Genomic DNA, 26501 nt, shown 5'->3' on the forward strand with positions numbered 1-26501 from the left:
ATGCTGTTGATAACTCGAAAAGAGGAAATGGAAAGAGTGTCTGAAAACGTCAGATTTGGGATTTTGGTTATGGAAGATTAACTTCTACACGGTATAAAAATGAGTAAATGTTGTTTTAATTAACCTATTTATCAAATTTCCTCATCTAATTTTTCTCCTATTTTGTTTAAATAAACTTTTAAATCAATTGCAGGTACTGTTCCAATTGCTTGCTGTAAATATCTGGTTAGCTGTAAAAAAAATGTTATTAGAGAATTCTCGGATTTACTAAACCGAATTTCTTTAACACTTCTGTTTTCATAATATTCAATGAACTTATCATTGCCTAACTCTTTAATTTCTTTGTTGGGTTCATAGTCAATAACAAAAGAGCCATAATCTGCAATGCATCCCAAGTCAATACCTTTTAAACCAGTATGCTTTTTAAGATGTGATTTAATAGTGGTATTGTTGGAATGGGTAAATGTATTTGTACTTGTCAAGATACCTCCCACAATTTTTGTCAATGGCCGTGGGGCATATCTTCTTCCAGAATTAATCATATTAGTGCTAGTTCTTTTTAACTTTCTTACACTCTCGATTTTTTCCGCAGCATATTCAATGTAAGTTTTCTCGCCAACGTTTCCTTGAATATCTGGCTTCACCTCAAAGACTGCATAAACACCTTCTGCTGGTATATAATGGAATCCATTTTGTGAAAAAATAAAAGGCGTGTACCAATTATCATAAATAACTATGTCCATTTGATGACTTATATATCCGTCAGAATCTATAACTATAGCTTTATCTACACTATACCTGTTGGGTAGATATTTTTGTAACCATTCTATCCAAGCATTTTCCAAGGCTTCTCCTTTTGAGCCAGGATGTAAAATAAAGTCTCTATTATTATTTAATTGGGTTGTCATTTGATTCTGAAGACCAAAAAATAATGACTTAAGGTCCATTTTATTCATATTTTAGAAGTTTTTTATTGTCATATACATATAGGCTTAAGTCATTTACTTTTGACTTATTAACACTTAAGATTAGTAGCACAGGATTTTGGATATTAACAGTTTTGCAATCGGCAATCTCTATCATTGAATTCAAATCTGTATTGCTATAATGAGTTGAGCCGTCTGGATGAGTATGCCACTCACCAACATAATATTGACTAGGTTTTAACTGGTAGATTTTTTTAAGATGTTCAACCAAACCTGTAATGCTTCTTTCAAAAGAATAGCTTTCCCCTTTATACTTTTTGGGCAAGATTGTATCTCTTATATTTAATGTTTTAAAATCTTCAGTGTACTCCCCAATTAAAATTCCGCCGAATTCTTTAGGGTAACATTTAGTTCCATAAACTCCTATTTCTTGAAGAAGGTAGTCTGAGAGCACCACTTTTACGTTTTTATGCTGATTAAAAAATATCAATATTGTTTTAATTTTAATTGATAGCCATTTTCAATATGACTAGTTATTACAAAGTTGTTTCTGCTAGCTTTTTCCTGAAAGATTAAATTTATCTGTTTTAAGGCATATTGAACTAGAGAGCTAATGTCGTTATAAGAAGCTTTAAATGTGGGACTCCAACAGCCTGTGGGATTGTACAAATCTTCAACGTTATTGTTCAGTATTTTAGAAAACTGATTTGTCACGAAGTTGTAAATGTTGGGGTAAAAGGCACATACTAAGTCCTTGGAATGGTTTGTCACTGAAAGATTTATCATTTGATTTTTTAAGGACAAAGAATTTAAGACGTACATTAAATCATTATCTGTAGTACAATCAAAAATAATATCATAGGAATTCAGAAAATCTTCCAGTTCTTTTTTTGCTTTCGGCTGATCAAACAATGCCTTTGAAACAACTTCAAAATATGTTTGGTTAATATGATTTATGTGAACAAATGGCGAGACGTGATAAAGGTGATTGCTTAACTCTTCAACCTTATCTGTCACTCCCGGTAAGAACTCATATTCTGAACGACATATGTTTTCAGGTTCTTTCCTATCATAATCGGTTAAATCAATTTTCCTGCATCCACATCTTACTAAGGTTTTAGCCACAATACTACCAATGGCACCTACTCCAACTATTAAAATCCTTTTATCAGCTATCGAATCCGTAAATTTGCCTCTTCCAAAGAAGTATTTATAAGATGCATTTCTAGTGAGTCCCCATTTTATTTCTTGCTCTATTAAGCGACTATACCACTTTTGATTTTCCTTGACTCCAGTGATTGGGAAGTTTCCGATTTCAATCATCGCTGTTTGCCAATGAATTTCGACATCTGAAATTTTATACCCCACGTAAAGTGGGACATATTGTCCCTTTCTCTTCTTTTTGAGATATTCTTTCTCGCAGTTGTGAAGAAACTTTAAAAACTCATCGCTCAATACCTCTGAAAAGTCTATCCAATTTGTGATTATAAATCTTTTATGTTTTGCTGGAGGTTCTTCCAAGAATACAAAAATTCCGTGACTGTAATTTTTACTTTTTTTGTAAGCTTCATTCCAATTGCAAAAGGCAAGATTGCCTCCAAAAGCATTTACAAAGCCTTGGGTTAAGTAATTGTTTATTTTTGTCTCTCTGTACTTCCCAACAGATAGGAATGTTAAGTTTACAAAGCCATATTCTCCTTTTGAAAATTTGTAGTCAACTTCCGTAAAGGAAAATGCATATGTTTCATCGTTAACAGTAGATTCTGGAACTATCAAATGTTCGTAATGGCTGTCTTTGTCATTATTGAGGTAATATTTTACAATCCAGTTTTTAAGGGATTCAAAATCTATCAGTAACTTTTTCTCAATAATAGGGTTGCTTGATGTATGAATACAAATCACTCCATCCCCCATAACGTGATTGTACTCCAACAAATTTATATTGAAGAACTTAATAGTTTCGGATTCGTGACTTTTAAAAGGGTACTGGGGGTAGATAACAATATTGAATTCGAGAGGGGATTCTAGATCATCAAGATTTACAGATACAACGCCTTCAATACTAGTTTCATTTTCAGAAAATGCCTTTACAATTGACACATACGGTATAGTCTCAACGGTCTTTTCTACTCTCTTGATTCTGCTTTGTTTCATTAACCAAATCTTTGATTTTGAGTTGGAATCGAAAAGGTACTTGCTCCTTCCTTTACACCATAACCAGCTTTACTTTCATCATCGTCCTCTTCAAAAACTTCATTGGTTGGAAAATATATTTTTAAATTATCTTCATTATCGTTAATTCTATCAAGCATATTGTTCATTTTGTTTGAAAGATTTTCCTTTTGCCAAGACTCTAGAGTATCTGCAACATCATTACCACTATTTCCTGGGTCTTTAAGAGAAAAATCGTAATTGGTTATATTATCCCTGATATACTTCATCACTGCTTCTAATTTTTCCCATAAATTTCCGCTAATGTTCGCTTTATCAAAAGCCTTAATGGTGATAAGCTCGAACAAAAAAGATTTGTAATCTTCATTATTTGAAGACTTCCATATTTTTAAGAGCCTGATTATTTTTCTTTCATTCTCTCTATTTTTTATATGGTCTATTTGCGCCTTGATGTTGGTTTGGATGTAGCTCTTTTCAGATATAAGGCCATATTTGGAATTAACATACAGGTTCAGCTTATAATCTTCATCGTACTGATCTTTGTTTAATTCTCTGCCAGGTACAATATCAATACTAATAACATCGCCATCATCATCTGCAAAAAACTCAATGCCAATTGATACTTTTTGTTTTCTTACAGTAGCTTCATCAGAATATTTGTGGTAAAGAAAATCGAAAATATCTTCAAACATTTCTTCAAGGGTAGAAAAAGAATCTTTTTTGAACGGGATAACCACATCAAGATCAAACTTCGTATTAATTGCAGTATGTTTTGCGTAAGAACCAGAATTTAAAGGGCTATATATCTGATTTCTATGCTTTTCCTCAATAGCTTCTTTTATTAATTGCCTTTTGTCTCTATACTTATTTAATAAAGATGAGATATGAGACATTTTGTGAGTATCTAGTACCTCATTTAAATAGTTACTTTTATCCAAATCCTTAATTTTTTAACGTTTAAATTAAATAGTCAATAAATAGACCGTTTGTTTTTTGTTAAAATTTTTAGTCAAATTGACAATAATATTTATAAATAAATAAATTAACCAGACATATTGGCAGTTTTGGTTAATTTATTGCTCTATTGTTTCTTAAAATATTAATTAAGTAAAACATACCCGAATTGTCTTCCCTTCTGATTTTTTGAATAAATAAATTAAGAGACAAAAAGAATCTCAGAATTTTATATTTTTTTGAATTAGTTCTTTTCATAAGCTAGATTTATTATTCAGCTCTTTCATCACTATCTGTTTTATTCAGAAAACCAAATAGAAATAGTTATAGTTAAAGTTGATTTTATTTCGGTTATCATACCCGTTTATCCCTACTTTCCTTATCAAAAGCCACCAAATTAAAAAGCTCTCGCATACGGCTACGAACGCGGTTACCATAGCGTTCTTCCAGTTCCTGTGCATTAAGATTGGTAGTGGCGTGGGTTTTGATTTTACGTTGGGTATCTAAAAAAAGCTCGTAGCGTGATAACAGAACTTCACCTATTACATTGCAATCTTTTCCATAAAAGCGGCCGGGAGGTTCCACACCCAGATCATCAAAACAGAAAAAACTGGAATTGCCATAATCCTCAATGGTTTTATATCCTAAATGATTAAAACCAAACACTACATTTCGGCAGGGGATCATTTCATAAGGGCGCTGATGTGGCACCATATACTTAAGTAGCTTCATTAGGCTTGTTTTTCCGCAGCCTACCGGACCGGAAATCAATAGGCCTTTTTCGATATCTAAATCAAATTTTTCACAGAGCTCACGGTCTCTGATAAAATAGGAGCAAAGCTTATACAAAGTTGATTGATCTTCCTTATAGATTTTAAATTTTTTGCCAAACAATATTTTCCCTTTAGCATCCAAATAGATCAGCATCTTTTTAAAATCATACTGGATCTCCTGGTTGCGTAGTTTCCCAAGTTGGTAGGCGACGCCACCTTCGGTAATGATATGCGGAGCTTTATATTTCATAGGGGGTCATCATAATTTTTATCGGTACTGGTCTTAAGGTTGTCCTGATATGGGACAGTTGCGATTTGTTTGTTCCCATTTGAATCTTGAAAATTTAAATTTTTAAAATCTCGCTGTTTGTTTTTGTTTTTAGCGTTTTGTATAGTTTGTATATGTTTATTTATAGATACCACTGCTTGTTCATTACTTGTCTCGATATTGGTACAGCTTTGGTTCACTACTTGTCCAGAGCTTGTCCCAAAATCGAACATCTTGATTTTACTTCCTTTAAAAGGGTTATGTGATGGGATATACACAATATAGCTCCAATAGCTCAACTCTTTAAGACATTTATGGTAGGTGGATTTAGAACCAATCTTTGCATACTCCATCACTTCTTCGCGGTTGATATAGAATTCCTGTCGAAAAAAATTACCGTTCCACAATTGAAATAAAGCAATGTAGAGGCTAATATGTGTAGGGTTCAATCGGTTGTCTTTAGAAAAATGTTCAAACACTCCGTTTAGATGCTTGATGTAATTAATTCCTTCGGCCATCAGAATTTATGATGTACGCGGTTATTTTCCAGTACTTCCATTATGTCGGCGTAATTATAATAAAGTACACCTCCCATTTTGGTATAGGGGATGGTACCATTGATACGCAGGTTCTGGAGTGTTCCCGGGGAGATCTTGAGCAGTTCGAGAACATCAGTGGATTTCAGCCATTTCTTGTTAGGCTGACCATTTTGGCTTTGTAGTAATTCTTTAATGTCTTCAAGCAGTTCCATTTTGAATTCCCGAAGATCGTCGGTGGTAATAATAGCTGTTGGCATAACAAAATGTGTTTAAAAGAAAGGGCCGTCAAGGTTAAAATATTTTAAATGACAGCCCTTTCCATGATTTGACTTTCGTTTTGTAAAATTGCGTGGCTTTGATGGATTTTTTTCGGTAGATGGTTCGTAGTACGAAAAAGTTTAACTTTTCTTGTGAAAAAGGACGAATTGCCCTGTTTTGAGGTAGTGAAAAGAGGTATTCAGAAGAAATAGAATCGAAAAAACGTGGTAGATGCAATTTTCGAAGTAACGGTTAACTACGAAAAACTACTTTTGGTCGTCTTCGCGCATTTTAGCTTCAAGTTTAGCGGCTATAGTGTGGAGGTATTTGGTACGCGGATCTTTACGTGATTTTATTTCTCCGTAGGTTTTATAGAAGTTATCGATCTCGATATTAAAGAAATCTTCGAAGGCAGCGACGATGGTTTTTAAATCTACGGTGCCGTGATTGATATCCCCTTTAAAATAAAGGGCATAGATAATTTCCACCAGGCTTGTTTTAGTACCAGACCATACCAAAAGGTTAGGCTGTCGTTCCCTGAATTCTCCACTGCTTCCGGGTTGTATTAATTCTAACTTCTCACGAATATAATGGATGTAACGGTAGAGGGCCTGTACCTGTGACCATAGCATATCGTGTGAAGTAGAGAATTCTGGATATTGGTAATAGTGAATATTGGGATTGAAGGAAAAATCCCTTTTTCCATGCCGACTAAAGAACAGGTGATCCAAATAGGTATGGCCCTGTTCCATATAGCTTACAAAGCTGTTGTTTTCTGAAAAGAACTGATTGATTTTTTTAATCTCTTTCTCCAAAAAGCGTACTTTATGGGAATTGCCAATTTTAGGCAGGTTAATTTCACAATTACGGATCTGGGAGAAATAGATATGGTAGCTCATGGGAAGGGGCTTAATATTACGAAAGAAGTCTATTTCTGACTGAGGATCTTCAAAATCCTCTTTATTCACGTGTTTTTGAAGTTTCGATAAGGTTTTGACGGAAAGCTGTATCCCAGATTCCGCTTTTTTAAGATCGGAATCCCCGGAATGAATCAGGTTATCGATGTTTTCGCTAAAGGCCGACATAATGTTCTCGATCATGAGCTGAATATTTATGGATAACAAATAGTGGCGTTGCTGGGCTAGTTTCAAATTTGAATAGTATAAGTTTTATCAAATAAATTTTGACGTTTGTAAGAGGTATATTCTATTCATTTGTTCTTAACCATTCCATGGATTCCATGGGAAAATTGTCTTTGGCTTGTATATATGCACATTTTTCAATGATTTTCGCTCCGAGCTTTCGTTTTTCAAAGCCTGCTGTCAGTCCAAAATCGATACGTTTATAATTTAGGACATTAGCTCTTTGTATGGTTTGAAACAATAACTGGCGATAGATGTTGTACTTATATGCATATTCGTAATCCATACCGATAATGGCAGGGGTGTAAATACCGGTTTCATTTTTATAGCAAAACATGACTCCTGCTAAAATTTGATTCTCATCATTTAAGTAAGTCAATATAAATTCCCATTGGAGAGATTCATTCATAATAGTAAATAAATTAAAGGGATAGCTAAAGGTATTTAGGCCCAGGTTTTGTTTTTTTACATACTGGTATAATTTATAACAACGAAGCAGCTGCTCAGCACTAACAGATTTCTTATGTTCTATTATCAGATCTTCTTCAAAAGCAAGGATATCTTTTCTAAAATGTTGACGGGATCGTTTACTTAAACTTTGCATGTATTCCTTCCGATCTTTCCATCCAAAAGAATCGTATATTGCAGCTTCTGGCATGGTGACCTGAATGAATCCTTTTTTATGCAGGTATTGTTTAATTTCGGTATCTTCCTTTTCAAAATCACGTAGGATGATATAAGCTGGATTTAGTTTTTTTTCTAAGGTTTCTACATACTCCAGCAACAAATCGAAAGCTTTTTTCCATTCCTTATGCTCCTTTTCAAGAAATAGATGTTTGCCTTCAGTAACCATAGATCCCATGCAAAGACAATAGCTAGTACGAAAATATGGATTTGATTCCCTTTCCTTTTCTATTCGGTCGGAAACTGATTCTGGGGCAATCATATCTTCTTTCCATAAGCCATATGTAAAAAAGGTAGAAAGGATACATTTCTCATTTTGATCGAGAACGTTGCAATAAAAAAATTGAAGTTGATGCTCCGGCGTTTTTTCTCGTGTAAAAATTTCTTCTAAAGTCTTTAAACCGTTCCAGTCATAAAAACTATTATGCCCCACGCGTTTATTCCAAAAATCCATTGGAATTTCTTTTATGGTATTATAGGTGACCACCCTAAGTGTGGTAGCGGATTTATTAAATTTTTCAGACTGCTGTAAAGAGCGACCAAACGCCGAATATACACGGTCTAAACTAGTGCCTGTATCATTTAGAGCTTTTGGATATTCATCGCTTAAGACTGCTACAAAATGCTCAATATCTTCTTTTAAGTTATGCCGGGATATACTAATGCGTAATCCGGTGTTTTTAATAGGCACAGCAGGAAAAATACCAAGGTTAGTGTAAAACCCTTTCGCTATTAACCTATTGATGAGGTTGAAGCCAGTATCCGGCATGCCGGTGCCTATATAGAATATTGGGGAATCATTATCGGTAATTAAAGGAAGAGTGGTTGTTTTAATACATTGATCCATATAGGCAATACGATCTGAAAGTTCTTGCTGCAATTGATAGATTTCCGGGCTGAGATGAATTTTTGCGGAGGCGATAGCGGCGCCAACGGCTGCTGGATCTAATTGAATAGAAAAAGTGAGTGGTCCACCAAAATTTTTAATTCTTTCTTGTACCTTCTTATCTTTACAAATCATTACCGCACCACTAGCGCCAAAAGTTTTGCTTAATGTAGAGATGAGAATAACTTTTTCGGGTAATCGCTTTAAAATACTCATTATGTACCCACTACCGTTAGTGCCTTTCCAACTCATTCCGTGAACATCATCAAAGTATAAATAAAGTTGTCTATACTGCTTTGAAAGAGCAATAAGATCATTTATAGGAGCGTAATCACCGAACATGGAGTACATACCATCAGCCATGTACCATATTTTATTACATCTGGATTGTAATTGCCTTATTTTTTCTTCAAGCATATTAAGATGATTATGGCGAATCATTTCAATAGGAACGGATCGCAATTTGAGCGGTTGTACGGCACTTTGAACGCTCCAGTGTACCTGATGATCTAAAATGACCCCATCACCATCATCCACAACCGATGGAATAACCCCCAAGTGCCCGAGCGTACTATTCTTTGTAATCACTACATAATGATTATTATAAATTTTTGACACTAAGGATTCCAGTTCGCGATATAAAGGATGGGAAACATAGGACTTCGACATTGGAAATTCTGTTCCATAGGCTTGTATTGCCTTAATCGCTCCTTGCTTTAAACGCGCATCCTGTTCAAGTCCCAGGTAACCCGTCGTACCAAAGTTAAAAAGTTCTTTGCCATCAATTTGAAGTTTTCTCCCATTGCTATAATTTCCATCAGCATAAAGGTGAAGTGCTCCAGATTCTTTGGCGCTGGTCATCACCGAGATTATGGTATTCAGTATGTTGTTATGTTTAATTTTAGCCATACGTCATCTTTTAAATTCCTATTAAGCTAAAAAAACAACAGCTTTATTTTCCAGTCAAAACATTAATATGGTCTTGTAGGCAAATCATAAAATTTAAAGTCAAATGGGGGTATTTGCCAAGGTTTTATATGGAATGTTATCATTTCTTGATTCTCAATGTTAAATTAAGGTTATCAATTTTTTATTATTTTTAGAGAGGAAATAGGGATACAAATGTTTAAAGGTGAAGATTATGCACACTTCTGGATTGAGGAGGGTATTCTAAATTTCATTTATAAGCCCAATATCATTCTGGATTTAAATGAAGCAAAGGCTGTGGTGAAAGCAAGATTGCGGCTTCAGCAAGGAAAAACATATCCAATTTTATGTGATATAAGACAATTGAAATTCTCGAGCAAAGCAGCACGGGAGTATATGGCCGTAACCGGCTGCCTGAAAGCATTAGCCATTGCATTTGTCATGGAAGAAGCATATTCCGGAACTATGGTAGCAGCCTTTATGAAAATTAGTAAGCCTACAGTCCCCACCAGGGCTTTCACGACGACTGCAGAAGCTTTAAGCTTTTTGAAGCGATTTAAATAACTTAATAACCCCCCAGATTATGAATATCCCGACTTTTAAGGCGAGGGTAAAGGAGATTCTTAATTTTATTACAGAAATCACTCTTGGGACCTATACCTATATTTTGCCTCTTCGAAATCAGAAAGATGAACTCGAACAAATTGCGATATCCCTTAATATTATGGTTGAGGAAATAAACACTGTAGTGCATCAGATTAATCATGAAAAAAGTAAAGAAGTGATTGAAAATATGGTTATTAATCTGGATAAAAACTTACATATTACATCTTTTTCTGAAAATGTTCGAAAAATACTGATGTTTAAAAATGAACATCTTTTGAAACAACCGTTGAAGTTTATACTTGGAGACCGTATTGGTTTAAATGAGCAGTTGGATAAATTTATGAGTGACGTAGGCCAATACAGGATCCCCATTAAAATTGAGTTGAAGCATCATTGTGGGTATTCATGGTTAGGATATGGCTATCTTCACCCTTTAGTTTCAGAAGAACAATCGGGGTATTGTCTTTCTGTTTTTAAAGCGGTGTATTGCAATGAGCGCCTCAAGAATGAGCTGAAAGACCATAAGGAGGGACAAATTAAATATCCAAGTGAATACCGTAGTCTTCTTTTAAAAGATCAACGAGATTTGGTGAGAAAACTCCATGCCTATATCACTAAAAGATTGGATCGTCCCCTACCAAAATTGTCTTTGATAGCCAGGGAGGTGGGAGCTAGCGTAAGTAAAATGACCTTATTGTTTAGGAGAACCTACGATGAATCTATCAACGAATATCATCTTCGTAAACGTTTAGAGAAAGCCTATTTTCTTATCAGGGATACTTCATTATCCATAAGTGAAATTTCAGAAGAATGTGGTTTTATCAGTTTAGCCCATTTCTCTAGATCTTTCAAGAAACACTTTGGTGTCCCACCAAGTAAAATTAGAGAATTATAAAAATTATAGTCCTTCGTTCAAATTGAAAATGGTTTCAGGCAAATGTTTTAGCCGTATTATAGGGAACTTTAACTCATAGAATTTAAAAATCTTTGAGAGAAATGACAGGAATACCTAATCAATATCATTGGCGTTTCAATGGATCAATAAGAAACTTTTTTAGAGTTACTATGGCGTTATATATAATTCTGCTATTTGGATATACCGGTTTTTCAAAACTGTTAGATACCGATGTGCTTTTTACGACCTTAAGGAATGCTCCCTTATTTCTTTCGAAACAAATTGCCGAAGTGTTTTCCTGGTTCATTCCTTTGGCTGAAATAGGTATTGCCGCTACCATTATATTTGAGGACTTTCGGAAAATTGGATTATTAAGTAGTATTATACTACTCGCCCTATTCACTGCTTATACATTATGGATTGTATTTGTAAGCCCTCATCAACCCTGTACGTGCGGAGGTATTTTAAGTCTTTTTACATGGAAGCAACATTTGCTACTGAATAGTATAAGTCTAGTATTGGCATCTGGCGGATTATACCTTGAAAATAACCATAAGGAATAAAGATTTTATCGCGATGAAGACAGGAATGGAGGCCGAACACCTGAAAAAAAAAGTAGGCATTTTAATGAATTTTAAAACTTTATATTATGAAAAGTAAAAAGTTAGTATTACCGTTAATGGCGTTTATCTGTGCCATAGGAATGTCCTTTGCATCAAGTAATTTTGTTGCAGAACAATCTACCGGTTACGTGTTTAGGAATAATACCTGGGAACAAGTAAACGTTAGTTGTGATACACAAGAAGAAAATGCTTGTTTAGTGAAGTTTTCTGAAAACGGACAAGAATATCAAGTCTATGATTCAGATTTAGAAACAGAACGTCCAGGAAGCGGCGAGGCTATTTTAATAGACTAATCAATTCATCTATTAGAAAAAGAATACCGGCAAACGCCGGTATTCTTATTTTTACCTTATTTACAGGTCATTGTTTTCTCGTAACACAAACTCATAGGTATTGTTATCCTGAAAATAGGTTCTGGCTGTATTTATAAGATCTTTTTTACTAAGGTCCTCTATAAAAGCAGAAACTCTTTCAAATTCTGGATATACTTGGTCATATCTATATTTAAGATATAATAATTCATTCATGTTTTTATTTTGATGGTTGTGATTTTTACTATGAAGTGATAGTACCTTTTTTTTAGCGTCCCTTAGATATTGCTCAGAAAAATCACCCTCTTTTAGTTGTTGATAATATTCCTGGCATTTTTTTCTAATAATTTCCAGTTCTAAGGGCTTACAATCAATATAAACATTGACTTTTAGCATATCGGATTGCGGTTCATACTTGCCGTTTGCACCACTAGAATATACGGCGAATTTTTCTTTATATCGAAGCTGACTTATTTTTTGATTGGTTAACTGTCCTAGAATTTGCAATAAGATTTCTTCTTTCCACATCGCTTTACTTCTTTTTATGGGATTAATGAACCATGCGGCGTATTTGGCATTCGCATAGGGAAGGGTAGTGTTCAGCTCTTTATAGACAGGTCCTTTTGGAAAATCAAATTCCATATGTTGTTTTTCAGAGAATTCGGATTCGTTTTTAGGGAGCTTACCTATATATTTATTTAGTAATCCAATGATTTGTTTTTCATTAAAACTGCCCGTCACTACAAATGTAAATGCAGAGGGATCCCTAAATAGATTTTTATATATCTCATAAGATTTGTGAAAACTCGTACTGTCGATTCCCTCCAGTGCGCGATATCCTGAATAGTGATCTATTTGATGACCAAAAAAATCTATGATGCCATCGTTTAGATCTGAATAAAATCGGCTTGTAGGAGGATTTTGATAGAACTCTTTTTGTATTTTTTTCCAATTGGTGAATGCGCTATAATCCTTTCTTATATCACTGAAAGTAAGATATAGTAATTGAAGGAAGGTTTCCAACTCACTTACTTTGACGCTTCCTTTTATCCCTGATTCATTGAAATCAATGTAGGGTTGAACTCCCTGCCAAAAGCTTGTATTTTTTAAAAAGCTATCCAATGTAAATTTATCAAATACCCCTACACCTGAATGCTTCACTATTTTTGGGGCATTTACAGCCGAAAAATAGTCTTTAGGCGAATAAGATGATGCCCCTTTTTTTCTAAAACCATGGATTATAATTCTTTCTTTATCATAGCCGTTGGAAGCCGTATAGTTTTTAAGAATGATATGAGCTCCGTTTGATAGTTTATAGATCTTTTCTCCCGTTTTCTCGGTCTTTAATAACGTGTAATTTCCTGTATTAAAATTTGCTACGGTATCTGGATGTATTAAATGACTGGGTATTTCTGGTTGTTTATAGGGAACAACAGGTTCATCCCAGATATTTGCTATCTCTTGTATTAAATTTTCTCGAGTTAACGTAAAAGCTTTACTTGTTTTCGGAGCCAAAATACCTACGTCATCAGGTAAAACAGGAATCATTTTTTTAATGCGACTGTTCGCTTCTTTTAGCGTACAATGGTATAACCATTCTTCCTTGCGTAATAAATGTGTTTCCTCTAACACATCCCCTTGGGTCTCATGAGCCACAACTTGATTTTGCCAGTAAAATGATTTGGAACGATCTTCTCTATTCATTTCTTCAAGCAAATTTTTCTTTGCCAATTGCCACTCATTTTCAAGTATCCCATATTCTTTTAATTGTTTTAATTGATGAATCACCTTTGTTAAAGCAACGAGTTCTTGTCCTGATTGCGCATTTAGGTTTAATTCAAAGGCCGGTTTACCTCGCATGGTATGTCTGGAAAAGAGGTTGTATTTCTTTGCTGTATAAGAGTTAGAAGCTTCTTTAAAACGTCTGTTCAATACCTGAGTAATACTATTCCACAGCATTTTTTCTTTAGCGTTTTGAAATGTATTCGAATTTTCCAACGCATTCTTAATTCGGTAATATAATTTTATTTGCACCCATGATTCGCTGTTTCTGTTTTGTGTCACACTATTATCCAGAACAATGAATTTTTCGGGCTGATTCAGGTAAATAGAATCACAATTAAGAATTTTTGGTTTCTTCTTCGGATTGTCCAGATTCGAATAAAGTTCTTTTATTGTTTTCTTAATAAATTCGGAATCGCTATGTACATCTCCACTGGCTATAATTACCGCTAAATCCGGCCTATACCATTTTCTATAAAATGCTTTAAGCTTCTTCCTGTTCAGGTTTTGATATATGGACATAAGATTGCCATTATTCGAAATGCAAGGTGTTATTCTGGAACGAAGTTCAAAATTCAACGAGTCCTCTTTGTTATAATCATTGCTTCTGATAATGTGTTCTTGTTTGAGCACCTCTTTTTCCGATGTTATGTCTTTTTTTCTAAAATAAGCTTCAGAGAGTATATCCCGATAAAATAGTAATGCTGTATAAATAGCTTCCCTGTTATTTGCGGGCACGATCAAATTGTACTCGGTATGATTTGTTCCGGGACTTATGTGACTAATTTTAATGCCCTTACCTTCTAATTTTTCATAATCTTTCATTCCTTTTGGGAAATGAGTGCTCCCCTTGGTGACTAAATGTTCTACCGCATGAGTTAATTGTCGCTCCTTGGGTTTTTCCTGAGAACCTCCACCTTTGATGAATAACTTTAAATGTATTTTTTTGCTATGTTCTTCAAGAGGTTTTACGTAAAAAGAAAAGCCGTTTTGTAATTTTTCATACATAAAGTTCGTATTCAGTGAATCGTTCTGGAAGCTGACTTCATTCGTAGTTTGAGCATTTGTCCCTAAAGCCATCAGGAGACTTAGAAAATAAAAGTATTTATATACGTTTAGATGCATAGTGAGAAATTTAATATCCAGGGTTTTGAGTCAGGTTTGGGTTTTTACTTCTTTCAACGCTAGGTATAGGATATAGCCCATCCGTTGGGTCCCAATGTTCTTTTTCGTTGAGCACCTCATTGGTTTTATTTAGGCGATTAAGATCCAACCAGCGGTGGCCCCATTCCGCAAACAGTTCTTTTTTTCGCTCTTCCAGAATAAAGTCCACTAGTGTGTGTGAAGCATTAATGTCGCTTTCTTCTATATTTGTTAATCCAGCGCGCTGCCTTATTGTATTAAGATCTTCCAGAGCTCCAGAGATATTTCCCATTTGAGCACGCGCTTCTGCACGAATTAAAAATTGTTCCGCCAGCCGAAGCACCATAGCATATTCTGTGATGTTATTTATGCTGGAACGATCTTTATATTTATATACATAGCTGTATTTATTAGAGGAATTCGAAAACTCAGCGATCCAATTTAAAAGGCGTAAATCATGATCTTTAAAGTCTGAAACAAAATTCTCGTTTAGTTTGATCCTGGTTGTAGAAGTACCGATAAAGGTGTACCCTTCTGAAGTTGATGTTAGTATATTCCCCCGGCCGGCTGGAGAAATTTGCCATATCGCTTCATCGGAATTGGCAAGAAAGGTTTCATTGAGCTTCGTTAACTCATAATGGGAGCTGTTAATGACTTCAGCGCTTAAACGCTCAGCCTCATTCCAGTTTTCCAGGTATAATTGCACTCTTGCAAGCAGGGAAGTGGCGGCAAATTTATTGATGGTATATTTTTCGTTATCAAAATAATCTTCTTCTAAAATTTCATTGGACCGTTCAAGATCTAACACAATTTGACGATAAATATCCTCTGATGTTCCGCGAGGAATTAATGCATTCTCTTGATAATCTGTGGTTAGGACCAAAGGAATATCGCCAAACAAATTAACCAGGTAAAAATGGCAAAAAGCGCGAATGAACAGTGCTTGTCCTTCTAAACGAAGGCTTACATTTTCGGGAATAGCATCTGAATTTTGTAGGCCTTCAAGAAGGTTGTTGGCTAAATAGATGGTATTATAACTGCTGGACCAAATCCCTAATATACCGGCATTATCATTAAAAAGCTCATTTTCTGTAAACTGATCCAGTGTGGTATTATTACGGTTTATAGGTTCTAATACATCTGCTGAAAGTCCGCTTAAAACAGATATGCTATTTATAGTTCCTCCAGAAAAATCAGCATTAAATAGTTGATAGTAAATTCCCTGCATAGCGCTTTGGGCGGTCTTAGTAGATGAAAATACAGTTGTTGTGACCATTTTATCATCAGGAACGTCTATTTCTACAAAGCTTTCACAGGCATGTAAGAATGTGCTTAGTATGGCAAGGATGATGATTTTTATATAAAATATTCGTTTCATTATAATGTTCTTTAAAAATTGAATTCTATTCCTGCTGTAAAGGTTCTAAGAACAGGAATATAGGTTCCAGAGACCTGTGGATCTAATCCTTTATACGAGGTAAAGGTTACAAGGTTTTGTCCGTTTAAAAACAAACTACCCCTATCTATCCTGAGCTTTTGCGTAAGCGTCTGGGGCAGGTTATAGACGATAGAAATTGTTTTAAGTCTTAAAAATGAAGTGTCGGTCGTCGAAAAATCGCTGTTGGCAGCTAGCGTATTTGCCCGTCCTGCGGCAGATAATTGAGAAGGTTTTTGAAGATTATCATTCTTTGTGACTTCATCGATTTGATTAATAATATTCCCAATGTTACCGGTTTGAAATAGGGCCTTTCGACCGTTTTGTTTTACAAATTCCCACAGAAATTGCATGGTGACGTTTTTATAGATAAGCGTATTCCCCAAACCACCGTAAAACGCTCGGCTATTGTCTCTTATTGAAAGCCTGTCGGCGTAATCGAAGCTTCCGTCTTCATTAATGTCCTCTACCTCGTATAAGCCTGTTTCACTATTAATTCCTATATAACGATAGAGCAAACTAATGTTTAACGGATGACCTATTCTATAGATATTGGCGTATGAGGTTTGTTCGATATCTGGAAACGCCACCAGTTTATTTTTAGGAATACTGATGTTAAAACTTGTTTGCCATTTGAAGGTATCGGTACTAATATTTTTTGTATCCGCTACCAACTCCCAGCCGTAATTTTCTACTGTGGCGGGAAGGTTTGATAAAATGGAATTAAAACCTGTTGTGCTAGGCAAAGGAAAACCTACAAGCTGGTTAGAAGAGCTGTTTTTGTACCAGCTCAATTCAAAATTCAACTTATTTTTAATAAACCCAACATTAATTGCGGCTTCCGTTTTTTTGTTTTCTTCCCACGAATAGTTGGGATTAGTAAGCTGGGAGGGTAGCAATCCTCCGGGAGCCTGCGTAGCTTCGTAGGCATCAAGATATCCGTAATCTCCTATTTGATCATTTCCTGTGGTGCCGTAACTGGCCCTGAGTTTCCCAAAACTTAAAAAGTTTAGGTTGTCTAAAAATTTTTCTTCTGAAAAAATCCATGCCGCACCAATGGCTCCAAAGTTTGCAAACCGGTTATTTTTACCAAATCTGGAAGAGCCGTCCCGGCGACCGGTAAGGTTTAAAAACAGCTTTTTGTCCCAATTATATCCCATTCGTGCAAACGCTGCGCTATATCTATACTCAGCCGTACGATCATTGTTTACCGTAACATCTTCAGCATTCATTAAATTCCCAATTTGGGATTCGGCACTATATCCATATCCGCTTAGGCTAATTCTTGAATCTTTATTTTGCTGAAATGTGGTTCCTATAAGTATGTTTACTTCATGTTTTTTTATGGTCTTATGGTACGTTAACTGGGGTTCGATAATCCATGAATTTCGATCGATTATAGAATTAATGGATCGCGCTGCCAGGGATTCCCAACTATCGGGATTGTAAGCACGAAGCGGCATTTTTAAAAGCTCATCACTATTATAATTGGTATAGCCCGCACTTGTTTTCACCTCTAATCCATCGAATAGTTTATAGGATAAACTTAGGTTTGAGATTAAATTACGGGATGTAATTGTGCTGCTATTATTGAGCCCTGCAAGGGGATTATCCCTATTTGCAATGCTCCAATCCTCCCAGTTTAAGGATCCATTATCGTTATATATGGCGGGCGCATTAGGGGGAAGGTTGATAGCGGCAGAGGCCAGTGATTGGCCAAGGGAATGGAGAAGATTGTTGGTATCTACACCATAGTTTATAGAAAGGTTAATGTTAAACTTATTGTTATTTGAGTTATGGTTAACCTGTAAGGAATTAGAGAGTTTCCAATAGCTTAAATCTCCCGGGTATATAGTACCCTCTCTATAAAAATTGCTGCCTAGTCTAAAAGAGGTATTTTTTTGTCCGCCACTAAGGGTAACCTGGGCACTTTGAATTTCAGCTTGTCCACCAAAAAAATCCTCTTGCCAATCTATATCCCTATTTTTATCCCAAATTAATAGATCGTAAGCGTTGGAGTTTGTAGGTTCTACATTATCATTTAAGAAAGCGCTCCTTCGAATATCTAAATATTCTGTGGTGTTCAATAAATCCATTTTACCAGATGCCGTACCGATACCGGTATAAAACCTAGTATTAAGCCTCGTTTTACCGATATAGCCTTTTTTAGTTGTAATCAACACAACGCCATTAGCGCCCCTGGAACCATAGATAGCGGTAGCATCAGCATCTTTTAAAATCTCAATACTTTCGATATTAGAAAGACCAATGGTATTTAAAGGGTCTATACCATTAGTAGATATACTTGACGAATAGCTAAATACCGGCGAAGAATTGATAGGAACCCCATCAATAATATATAGCGGTAGATTACCATTATCATCTTGAGTATCTCTTAGACTATTTTGGCCCCTTATTCTTATTATCGGGGCACCACCCGGGGCTCCTCCTCTTTGTGTAATTTCTACTCCCGCCATTCTTCCCTGAAGCGCCTCTATAGGACTAATAACGGTTTGACGTTTTAAATCGTCACCTGATACTCTTGCTATATTTCCCGTTCGTTCCCGCTCGGTGGTATTATAGTAGCCGGCGTTAATAACGACCTCAGATAATGCATCGTTAGCGGGTTGCATTTGCAAGTCTCCTTTAAAGCTAGGCGTTATAACCTTCTGTAGGCTTTGATAACCTACGTAAGAGAAGAGTAGGGTATCACCAATGGAAGCCCGAATACTGTACTTTCCATCCAAATTGGTCATCGTACCCGTTGAGGTTCCTTTTACGATCACGTTAACGCCTGGTAGGGGCAAGCCTTCCTGGTCACTAATAGTTCCCGATATGATTTGTTGGGTTAGGGGATTTTCGGGATAGGCCGGGACGATGCCTAATTGAAAAAAAAGGGATAATAGGGGGATTAGCACTGCAATATTGCAGCACTTGTAATTATTTTTCATAATTTCGCTGTGGTTTTGTTTGTCTTTAAATAGTTCATCAAGCCATAAGCCTTCCCTCTGCTTCCAAACTTGTGGGAAGGCTCTTTTAGCTTTAGCCTAGCCGATTACGGCTCATTCAAATGGTGTGGTTTTGTTTTTTCTCTTATAGCTATTGGTTTTAAAGGTTATATTAATATTAAGGGTTTACAGCTCCAAATAATTCAAAATTTAATATTCAAGATTCAAGATTCAAGATTCAAGATTCAAGGTTTGAACTGATTCCTGGTTTTGATTATCACCTCTCACACTTCACTTTCTACTTTACGTTTTCATACTTCCCAATTTCAATGGTCATTTCGACTGTAGCGTAGTGGAATGGAGAAATCTCCTCTTTCAATCCAAAATAATTCCAAATTGAGAATTCAAAATTTCATCCTGATTTTCACTTTCTACTTTTAAACTTTCCTACTCATTTTTTAAAAACCGGCCCAGCTTGCCTGTAATAGCAAATATTGGATTTGCACAACTAAGGAAAACCCTGTATTTTTAGCATTGCGAGTACTAAAGAATACAATGGTTATCCCTGTGCTATGCCTATGTGGTTTGCGCAGGAGCCAGGCCGGTAACACCGGGCAAAAGGCAGGGCATTTTGCTACCGGCTACGCCCAAATTATTCTGGTGGACGCTTAATGTTTTTTGAAATAGGTTGCAATGATCGGGGCTGTGGTTCTTTGTTATGAAAAGAGAAAAAACATCTATGCGGCAATAAGCCGTAAAGGTTTTTTGTAAGATATAGAGTTCTCGTTTTCATAATTCTAATAGTTATGTAAACGATGTGTACTCGGAAAACAAAGGTGAGACCGTTTTGGATAACCAATAAGCGAGTCTCAATGCTTTGCAAGTGGTACCGCTAAGAACCTCCAAGTTGATCACTTGGTTCCCCAAAGACTTACATGAGACCCGCCCTATTGGTTTATATCGCGAAGATACAAAATCCAATAGACTGCGAGCTCATGATCAACTCATAGGGAAAATTAGCGGTTTTCTTGTATGAGTGACATCGTTAGTGATGTAAATTCTATCCCATCACTTAATTGTCGCATATCATTAATAACACAAATATAAAAGTTTGTCATAAAACGACCAACTTTTTAAGTTAAAAAAATAGATGAGTATCATAAATAGATTAGATCAAGTATTTAAGGAAAATAAAATTACTAATAGAGTTATTGCTAAGTATATTAAAAGATCTGAAGGAACTGTTTCAAAATGGCGAAATAATAAAAGACAACCTTCTATGAACGAACTCAACAAAATTGCGGAATTATTGAGAATAGATGTTCGAAATCTTTTAAATAAAAGTGATTGGTCAGAAAGCAAAGCCCCTACTTATTTGGAGTTTAAAAAGAGTTTAAAGAAAAGTTGATTAGCTATTAAAAAATTAAAGTTTTAGTTTACTGTACTTATCCATAATTTCACCGGTCACAAAACTTTTAAGACCAATTATTTTATTCTCCTTACTATTATATTCTACTTCCACAAAAAACCTGAAAAGCGCGTATACAGCAAATCGGGAATTCCCCGCTGTAACCATATCCAAGAAATCCCCTTGGGTAAATAATAAATCGTATTGCTCATGATCTGATAATAGTTTATATTGGTAAAGCGTCAAAACCTTCATAATCAAAAATCTATTAATAAAAGTAATGAAGCATGTTAATATCTGTTGCTATTAGCAAAATTTTCTAGCATTAATACAAATCCAGGAGTGTAATGATTTGGTTATAATAAGCTATTTACGCATATATTCCTGCCATTGTACAATCAGATATTTATTTTTACCTGATTTTTTTAGATCTAGAAAACCATAATCATAAACAAAAAAGTATACATCCCCTCTGGAATTTTTCCAATAATGAGTGAAAAAACCGGGATTAAAACCGTCGTTTAGGAGTGCTGATTTCCTTACCGTAGTATAGCCCTTGTAATTATAGGTTTTTAAAATCTTTCGGTTTATTTTTAGTTGACGATCGATCTCGAGATAAAAAGCCTCTGTTTTTTGTCGTGTTTCATACTGGTGAACGGATTTACATTTGGTCGAACAAAATTTCTTATCCGACCTACCAATAATACGTGATTCACAAACCGGGCATCTCTTCATAGCAATAAACGTATATTATACGACTAATATACCGCTAATATTTTTAAAATGCTGTAATATTGAACAATGGGTTCGATTAAAAATATTACACTGTATAATCTGATGATCAATAATCAGAAGGTGATTGGTATCCGGTTCGCTCCAGATAAGGTTATACAGGCACTTATAAAAAGTCTGGATAGCCCAAAATGGAGCCCTAAGTACCATTTGGTCTATATTCCCAATAGCAAAGAAAATCTGGCACAATTGAATAATACGTTTAAAGGAGTTGCCTGGATCAATTATAATCGTTTCTTAACCAACAGGCTTATAAATACCGGTAATGAAAAGGTAGATGCGGATTGGTTTCGTCACAGAATCCTCCCCGATAATTATCGCCGTGGTCCTGAAGATTACCTGCTTAAATTAGAACTTAAACGTTATGCCATAAATACAGTACGAACCTATGTGACTTTTTTTGAACAGTTTATCAATTACTATCCCGATAAAGACCCATATACACTAAATGAAACGCATATACGCGCTTACCTGCAAAGGCTCATTCACCAAGAAAAGTCAAACTCCTATCTCAACCAGGCCATCAATGCTATAAAATTTTATTATGAAGTGGTATTGGGTATGCCCAACCGTTTTTATGAAATCGAACGCCCCAGAAAAGCATATAGACTCCCACAGGTTATTTCTAGAAAGGAAGTGCTATCCATAATAGCCCATACCAACAATCTAAAACATAAATGAATAGTCCAGCTTATCTATGGTTCCGGCTTACGCAGAAGTGAATTACTGAATTTAAAAATTAATGATATCGATAGCAAGAGAATGCTGGTAAGGATAAAACAGGCCAAAGGGAATAAGGATCGACTAAGCCTATTATCCCATAATGCATTATTAAATTTACGCAGCTATTATAAAATCTGGAAACCCAAAGACTATCTCTTTGAAGGTCAAAAAGGGGAAAGATACTCTGGCCAGGCCGTAGTAAATATCATAAAGAACGCGGCTTTAAAAGCTAAAATTTCTGTTCCAGTAACCCCGCATATGTTAAGGCATAGTTTTGCGACGCACTTGTTGGAGGCAGGGGTCGATTTGAGACAAATACAAGTTATACTGGGGCATCAATCCACAAAAACCACAGAAATTTATACGCACGTGGCTACAAATACTTTTAAAACAATAAAAAATCCACTAGATTAGTACTTTAACTAAAATGGATATAACACAACTTGTTGTGTTATCCGTACGTTACCTACAATTTGATGATTGCATACACAACAAACATAGAAAGTGTTATAATTGAAAACTTTTCAAATGCAAAAAAGTCAATAACTATTATAGTTGCTTGGTTTACAAATTCTAAAATTATTGAATCACTTATCAGCATTAAAAACAAATCTAATATTGATATAGAAATTTTAGTTGATGATAATCATATAAATCAAAAATATTTTTTCGAAAAACATCAAGAAAATTTACTAAACGCTGGAATTTTAATAAAAAAACAAAATATTAAAAAATTCAATCATAATAAATTTTCAATAATTGACAAGAAAAAAATTATTACTGGTTCATACAATTATTCAGTTAAAGCAAACAAAAATCTAGAAAATATCGTTGTTTTTAAAAATAAAAACATAGCATCTTATTATCTCAGAATTTTTAAGTTTTTAACAAAAGAAAAATATATTGATGAAAATGTAGAGTTATTATTTGAAGATATTGAATTTGCAAACAAATTAATATCAACATATTATCCTTTTAACCGAATACTATTTAATAAATTAAAAGATAAAATTAAAATAGGAGAATGTTATACATACCCAAATGGATTATATGACGAAATCCATTATGAACCAGGACTTATCTTTAATCAAAAATACACGTTGCATAAAGAATTAGTGAAGACAATTAAAAAGAGAAATAAAGGAGAATTATCATTTGAAGATATGGATTCCCCTTTCAATCAAGAATTTAATTTACCGATTGACAAGGAGTTAATTAAAAGCCATATCATAACAGAAATTAGTGACTTTAATCATTCAACTCTTCAAGAAACTGCACACTATGACAAATCAGAAATTGATTACGAACAATTTGGAAAGGATTACGAGGAATTAGAAATTGCAGTTGACAGATATTATACCAGAAAGTTTAAAAAAACATTCAGTAAGAAAAAATTAAAAGCTATTTTAAACAAAGAAATTGATATTATTAAAGAAAACTATATTTGGATTAATAATTTCGAACCATTCCTAAACGACAATATTGTTTTGGAAATTTATAAAAAACTGTAGGTAACACCGGTAACCGTTGCACAAGCCAATAATTTCAAAAAATCCTGATTTAAATAAGCCGCTTTAAGCGGTTTTATTGTTTAAAGTTGGTAGCCTATACTCCAAAAATTGGAGTGCTTAGAAGGCTACTTTTTAGTGCTCCTACAAGGTTTTGATAATAAATGGACTGGGCAAGCTGGGCTGCCCCAGTTTTTATACGTTTACCCGAATATTTGAGGTACTTCTTCAGGTTATAGGCAATGGCAGCCAGGTGCATGCACTTATTGGCCTGTTTGATCCCAATTGTGTGAATCTTCCGAAGTCCTAGATGTTCTTTCAAAATACCAAAGACAGGTTCTACCGTGCTCTGGCGCTTACCTTTCATATAACGGCCAAGCCTGCTGTTTACTCGTTGGTTGTTGCGTTCATATTCTTCACGGTAGGCGGTAATGTTGATCCGCTTCTCATGGCTCTTGCCAATACAAGCCGCTTTGATGGGGCAGCCCTTACAATCACTGCGTTTGGTAAAATAGTTATCCTTAAGCGTACCTTTCTCCAACTTCTGTTTCCGGAAGGTTACTTTCTTGCCCTTTGGGCACAACCAGTAGTTCCCTTCTTTTACATACTTGAAGCCTTCAGGGCCACCTTTATACGTACCATGGGCAGGAATGTAACTTTTGATCCCTTTACCTTCCAGGTAATGGTAGTTCTCCCCGCTGCTATAACCAGCATCGGCCAACAGATGTTTCCAAATCAAGCCTTCCCGACGTAAGCGGCGGTTTAAACGCATGGTGGTATCCTGTAAATATTGATTGTCTTTCTTATCGGCATGATATCCATGGATATCAGTGATCACATGGAAACCGGTATCCACTGCCATATTGCAGAGATAATTCAGTTTCCTGGCCTTGCCGGGCTTTACGCTGATACGGGCATCAGGATCTGTAGGACTGTAGTGTGTTTTATTACTAGTATAGCGGCTTCCCTTATTTTTAGCCCCGGGACGCATATCCTGGTCCTGGCTCCACTTTTTGTTTCGGCTCTCAATATCCTGAAGTTCCTTTGGACTGGCGCTGATCTGTTGTTGCTGCTTTGGGGCTTTATTGATCTTGGCTTTGCGGTCACGCTGGCTTTGTACCCGTAACTTAGCAAGATGATTCGCCAGTTCTTCGGCCGGAACTTTAATCTCCAGGCTATCCATGGAGGCGTTGGCTTTTATCGGAGCTGAGTCTATCGCCTGGGTATGTCCCTTGACCAGTCCCGATTCGATACAAAGCTGCAACACTTTGGTAAAGACTTCTTCAAAGATATCATCCGGAAATAACTGCCGGGTACGGCTTAGGGTACTATGCCAAGGAAGTTCTTCATCCACATCATAGCCCAGAAAATAGAGGATATCCAAACGCATTGAAGCATGAGTTATAACACCGCGGTCGGTAATCATATTTTCCAAATAGCCGACCAAACAAAGTTTAAAAAATACCACCGGGTCAATACTTTTTTGACCGCTGGTACCGTAAAACTTTTGGGTAAGTCTATAGAGAAAATCTAGAGATAGCGCGTCTTTTAAACGCCTGTAAAAATTCTCTTCGGGGATCCGGTCACTTAACCGAAAGGAGGTGAAGAGTTTTTCCTGATAATTCTTTTTGCCCTGCATGCAGTAAATTAGCTCTTTTTACTAACTTGTGCAACAGACACACCGTGTATAATTAATGGCTGGTTCTCGCCTACTTACGAAAATCCTCGCGGATTTTCTATTCGGTTTTTATTTGTTAAATTAGATGCTTAAACACGCCACTAATCATACACAAACACGTTGTAAGTAATGCCGAAAAACCCAGAAACCGAATGAAAAAGACAATATTTGAAATTACCAAAATGGACTGTCCTTCAGAGGAAAATCTAATCCGAATGAAATTAGATGGAATTTCAAGCATTGCGAATTTGGAGTTTGATATTCCGAATCGAAAATTGACCGTTTTTCACAGCGGAGAAATTGACCAAATCGAAAAGTCAGTTATCGAACTAAATTTAGGTGGAAAGAAAATCTCGACTAAACAAACCGACCAAACGGAATTTAAAGAAAACAAAAACCAAAAAAAGCTACTTTGGTCTGTACTCGTTATAAATTTTGCGTTTTTTATAATCGAAATGACAACAGGAATTATCTCAAAATCTATGGGACTTGTTGCCGATAGTTTAGATATGCTTGCGGACAGTTTTGTTTACGGAATTAGTTTGTTTGCGGTTGGCGGAACAGTAATAAAGAAAAAACGGATTGCCAAACTTGCTGGATATTTTCAAATAATACTTGCGATTATTGGATTTGTAGAAGTTTTAAGAAGATTTTTCGGAGACGAGAAACTTCCCGATTTTTCGACAATGATTATCGTTTCGATTTTCGCACTTATCGCAAACGGAATTTGTCTTTATATTTTGCAAAAGTCAAAAAGTAAAGAAGAAGCACATATGAAAGCGAGTATGATTTTCACCTCGAATGACGTGATTATAAATTTAGGAGTAATAATTGCAGGAATTTTAGTGCATTATTTGAGTTCTAATAAACCTGATTTGATTATTGGAACAATCGTTTTTATATTGGTAATTCAAGGAGCGTTTAGGATTTTGAAATTAAGTAAGTGAATGAAAAAAGCACTACTTACAACACCGTATATAGCTCATAGCTGGGCAGTTGCTTAATCGAAGTTTAGGCATATTTGCGAAGTCCGCCAAATTTTTTAATTTGACTTATTGAGAAAAAAAGGTAATAAGAAAATTAAAAAATCCGGCTAGTGCTTAACCGAAAAAAATATTGA

Annotated in this window: 22 protein-coding genes and 1 pseudogene; 8 read left to right on the forward strand and 15 right to left on the reverse strand. The window is 35.4% G+C overall.

Annotated elements, in window-relative coordinates; genetic code table 11:
• Positions 1-131: 131 nt before the first annotated feature.
• From QWY91_RS18240 to QWY91_RS18280, 9 genes are all read right to left on the reverse strand, one after another.
• Complete coding sequence (locus tag QWY91_RS18240; protein WP_290236933.1) at positions 132-947, reverse strand: DUF6602 domain-containing protein; 816 nt, start codon at positions 945-947, stop codon at positions 132-134.
• 1 nt (position 948) lies between these two features.
• Entirely contained in the window at positions 949-1416 is a 468-nt protein-coding gene (locus QWY91_RS18245) for a Mov34/MPN/PAD-1 family protein (protein ID WP_290236934.1), read from the reverse strand.
• Positions 1413-3080 carry a ThiF family adenylyltransferase gene (locus QWY91_RS18250; RefSeq protein WP_290236935.1) on the reverse strand — a complete coding sequence of 556 codons (1668 nt, stop codon included), beginning with the start codon at positions 3078-3080 and terminating at the stop codon, positions 1413-1415. Before QWY91_RS18250 ends, QWY91_RS18245 begins: the two co-directional genes overlap by 4 nt.
• On the reverse strand, positions 3080-4036 hold the full coding sequence (locus QWY91_RS18255) for a nucleotidyltransferase family protein (protein ID WP_290236936.1): 957 nt from the start codon (positions 4034-4036) through the stop codon (positions 3080-3082). The genes QWY91_RS18250 and QWY91_RS18255 overlap by 1 nt, the downstream gene beginning before the upstream one ends.
• 370 nt (positions 4037-4406) lie before the next feature.
• On the reverse strand, positions 4407-5075 hold the full coding sequence (locus QWY91_RS18260) for a P-loop NTPase family protein (RefSeq protein WP_290236937.1): 669 nt from the start codon (positions 5073-5075) through the stop codon (positions 4407-4409).
• The gene (locus QWY91_RS18265; RefSeq protein WP_290236938.1) at positions 5072-5611 is read right to left on the reverse strand and encodes a hypothetical protein; all 540 of its coding nucleotides are present in this window, start codon (positions 5609-5611) and stop codon (positions 5072-5074) included. Before QWY91_RS18265 ends, QWY91_RS18260 begins: the two co-directional genes overlap by 4 nt.
• Positions 5611-5889 carry a helix-turn-helix domain-containing protein gene (locus QWY91_RS18270; RefSeq protein ID WP_290236939.1) on the reverse strand — a complete coding sequence of 93 codons (279 nt, stop codon included), beginning with the start codon at positions 5887-5889 and terminating at the stop codon, positions 5611-5613. Before QWY91_RS18270 ends, QWY91_RS18265 begins: the two co-directional genes overlap by 1 nt.
• A 267-nt stretch (positions 5890-6156) precedes the next feature.
• Positions 6157-6990: an RteC domain-containing protein gene (locus tag QWY91_RS18275; protein WP_290236940.1), complete on the reverse strand. Its 834-nt coding sequence runs from the start codon at positions 6988-6990 to the stop codon at positions 6157-6159.
• Positions 6991-7096: 106 nt separating this feature from the next.
• On the reverse strand, positions 7097-9511 hold the full coding sequence (locus QWY91_RS18280) for an aminotransferase class I/II-fold pyridoxal phosphate-dependent enzyme (protein ID WP_290236941.1): 2415 nt from the start codon (positions 9509-9511) through the stop codon (positions 7097-7099).
• Between the two features lie 213 nt (positions 9512-9724).
• Here QWY91_RS18280 and QWY91_RS18285 point away from each other — a divergent pair, with 213 nt between their 5' ends.
• The 4 genes from QWY91_RS18285 (at position 9725) to QWY91_RS18300 (ending at position 11946) form a co-directional block, all read left to right on the forward strand.
• The gene (locus tag QWY91_RS18285) at positions 9725-10093 is read left to right on the forward strand and encodes a DUF7793 family protein (protein WP_290236942.1); all 369 of its coding nucleotides are present in this window, start codon (positions 9725-9727) and stop codon (positions 10091-10093) included.
• A 19-nt stretch (positions 10094-10112) separates the two neighbouring features.
• Entirely contained in the window at positions 10113-11030 is a 918-nt protein-coding gene (locus QWY91_RS18290; protein ID WP_290236943.1) for a helix-turn-helix domain-containing protein, read from the forward strand.
• A 101-nt stretch (positions 11031-11131) separates the two neighbouring features.
• A complete protein-coding gene (locus QWY91_RS18295; protein WP_290236944.1) occupies positions 11132-11593 on the forward strand; it encodes a MauE/DoxX family redox-associated membrane protein in 462 nt (153 codons plus the stop codon).
• Between the two features lie 86 nt (positions 11594-11679).
• Positions 11680-11946 carry a DUF6520 family protein gene (locus tag QWY91_RS18300; protein WP_290236945.1) on the forward strand — a complete coding sequence of 89 codons (267 nt, stop codon included), beginning with the start codon at positions 11680-11682 and terminating at the stop codon, positions 11944-11946.
• 60 nt (positions 11947-12006) lie between these two features.
• Here the strand turns inward: QWY91_RS18300 and QWY91_RS18305 are convergent, their stop codons facing one another.
• The 3 genes from QWY91_RS18305 to QWY91_RS18315 are packed head-to-tail and all read right to left on the reverse strand — an operon-like array spanning position 12007 to position 19275.
• Positions 12007-14871 carry a M16 family metallopeptidase gene (locus QWY91_RS18305; RefSeq protein ID WP_290236946.1) on the reverse strand — a complete coding sequence of 955 codons (2865 nt, stop codon included), beginning with the start codon at positions 14869-14871 and terminating at the stop codon, positions 12007-12009.
• 10 nt (positions 14872-14881) lie between these two features.
• Positions 14882-16267, reverse strand: coding sequence for a RagB/SusD family nutrient uptake outer membrane protein (locus tag QWY91_RS18310; protein ID WP_290236947.1), 1386 nt, complete (start codon positions 16265-16267; stop codon positions 14882-14884).
• Positions 16268-16278: 11 nt separating this feature from the next.
• Complete coding sequence (locus QWY91_RS18315) at positions 16279-19275, reverse strand: SusC/RagA family TonB-linked outer membrane protein (protein WP_290236948.1); 2997 nt, start codon at positions 19273-19275, stop codon at positions 16279-16281.
• Between the two features lie 1147 nt (positions 19276-20422).
• On the opposite strand from QWY91_RS18315, the gene QWY91_RS18320 reads away from it, so the two are divergent.
• On the forward strand, positions 20423-20680 hold the full coding sequence (locus QWY91_RS18320; RefSeq protein ID WP_290236949.1) for a helix-turn-helix domain-containing protein: 258 nt from the start codon (positions 20423-20425) through the stop codon (positions 20678-20680).
• Between the two features lie 15 nt (positions 20681-20695).
• Here QWY91_RS18320 and QWY91_RS18325 read toward each other — a convergent pair whose 3' ends face one another.
• Together QWY91_RS18325 and QWY91_RS18330 are read right to left on the reverse strand one after the other, a co-directional pair.
• Positions 20696-20935, reverse strand: coding sequence for a hypothetical protein (locus QWY91_RS18325; protein WP_290236950.1), 240 nt, complete (start codon positions 20933-20935; stop codon positions 20696-20698).
• A 111-nt stretch (positions 20936-21046) separates the two neighbouring features.
• Positions 21047-21415: a hypothetical protein gene (locus QWY91_RS18330; RefSeq protein ID WP_249603631.1), complete on the reverse strand. Its 369-nt coding sequence runs from the start codon at positions 21413-21415 to the stop codon at positions 21047-21049.
• A 102-nt stretch (positions 21416-21517) separates the two neighbouring features.
• On the opposite strand from QWY91_RS18330, the pseudogene xerA reads away from it, so the two are divergent.
• Both xerA and QWY91_RS18340 read left to right on the forward strand, forming a co-directional pair.
• Positions 21518-22609 (forward strand): annotated as a pseudogene (xerA, locus tag QWY91_RS18335) (site-specific tyrosine recombinase/integron integrase).
• 62 nt (positions 22610-22671) lie between these two features.
• Entirely contained in the window at positions 22672-23706 is a 1035-nt protein-coding gene (locus QWY91_RS18340; protein WP_290236951.1) for a phospholipase D-like domain-containing protein, read from the forward strand.
• 94 nt (positions 23707-23800) lie between these two features.
• Here QWY91_RS18340 and QWY91_RS18345 read toward each other — a convergent pair whose 3' ends face one another.
• Positions 23801-25342, reverse strand: coding sequence for an IS1182 family transposase (locus QWY91_RS18345; RefSeq protein WP_290236952.1), 1542 nt, complete (start codon positions 25340-25342; stop codon positions 23801-23803).
• Positions 25343-25533: 191 nt separating this feature from the next.
• On the opposite strand from QWY91_RS18345, the gene QWY91_RS18350 reads away from it, so the two are divergent.
• Positions 25534-26328: a cation efflux transmembrane domain-containing protein gene (locus tag QWY91_RS18350; RefSeq protein WP_290236953.1), complete on the forward strand. Its 795-nt coding sequence runs from the start codon at positions 25534-25536 to the stop codon at positions 26326-26328.
• Positions 26329-26501 lie beyond the last annotated feature (173 nt).

This window comes from Zunongwangia endophytica (assembly GCF_030409505.1).
GTDB classification, from domain to species: Bacteria; Bacteroidota; Bacteroidia; order Flavobacteriales; family Flavobacteriaceae; genus Zunongwangia; species Zunongwangia endophytica.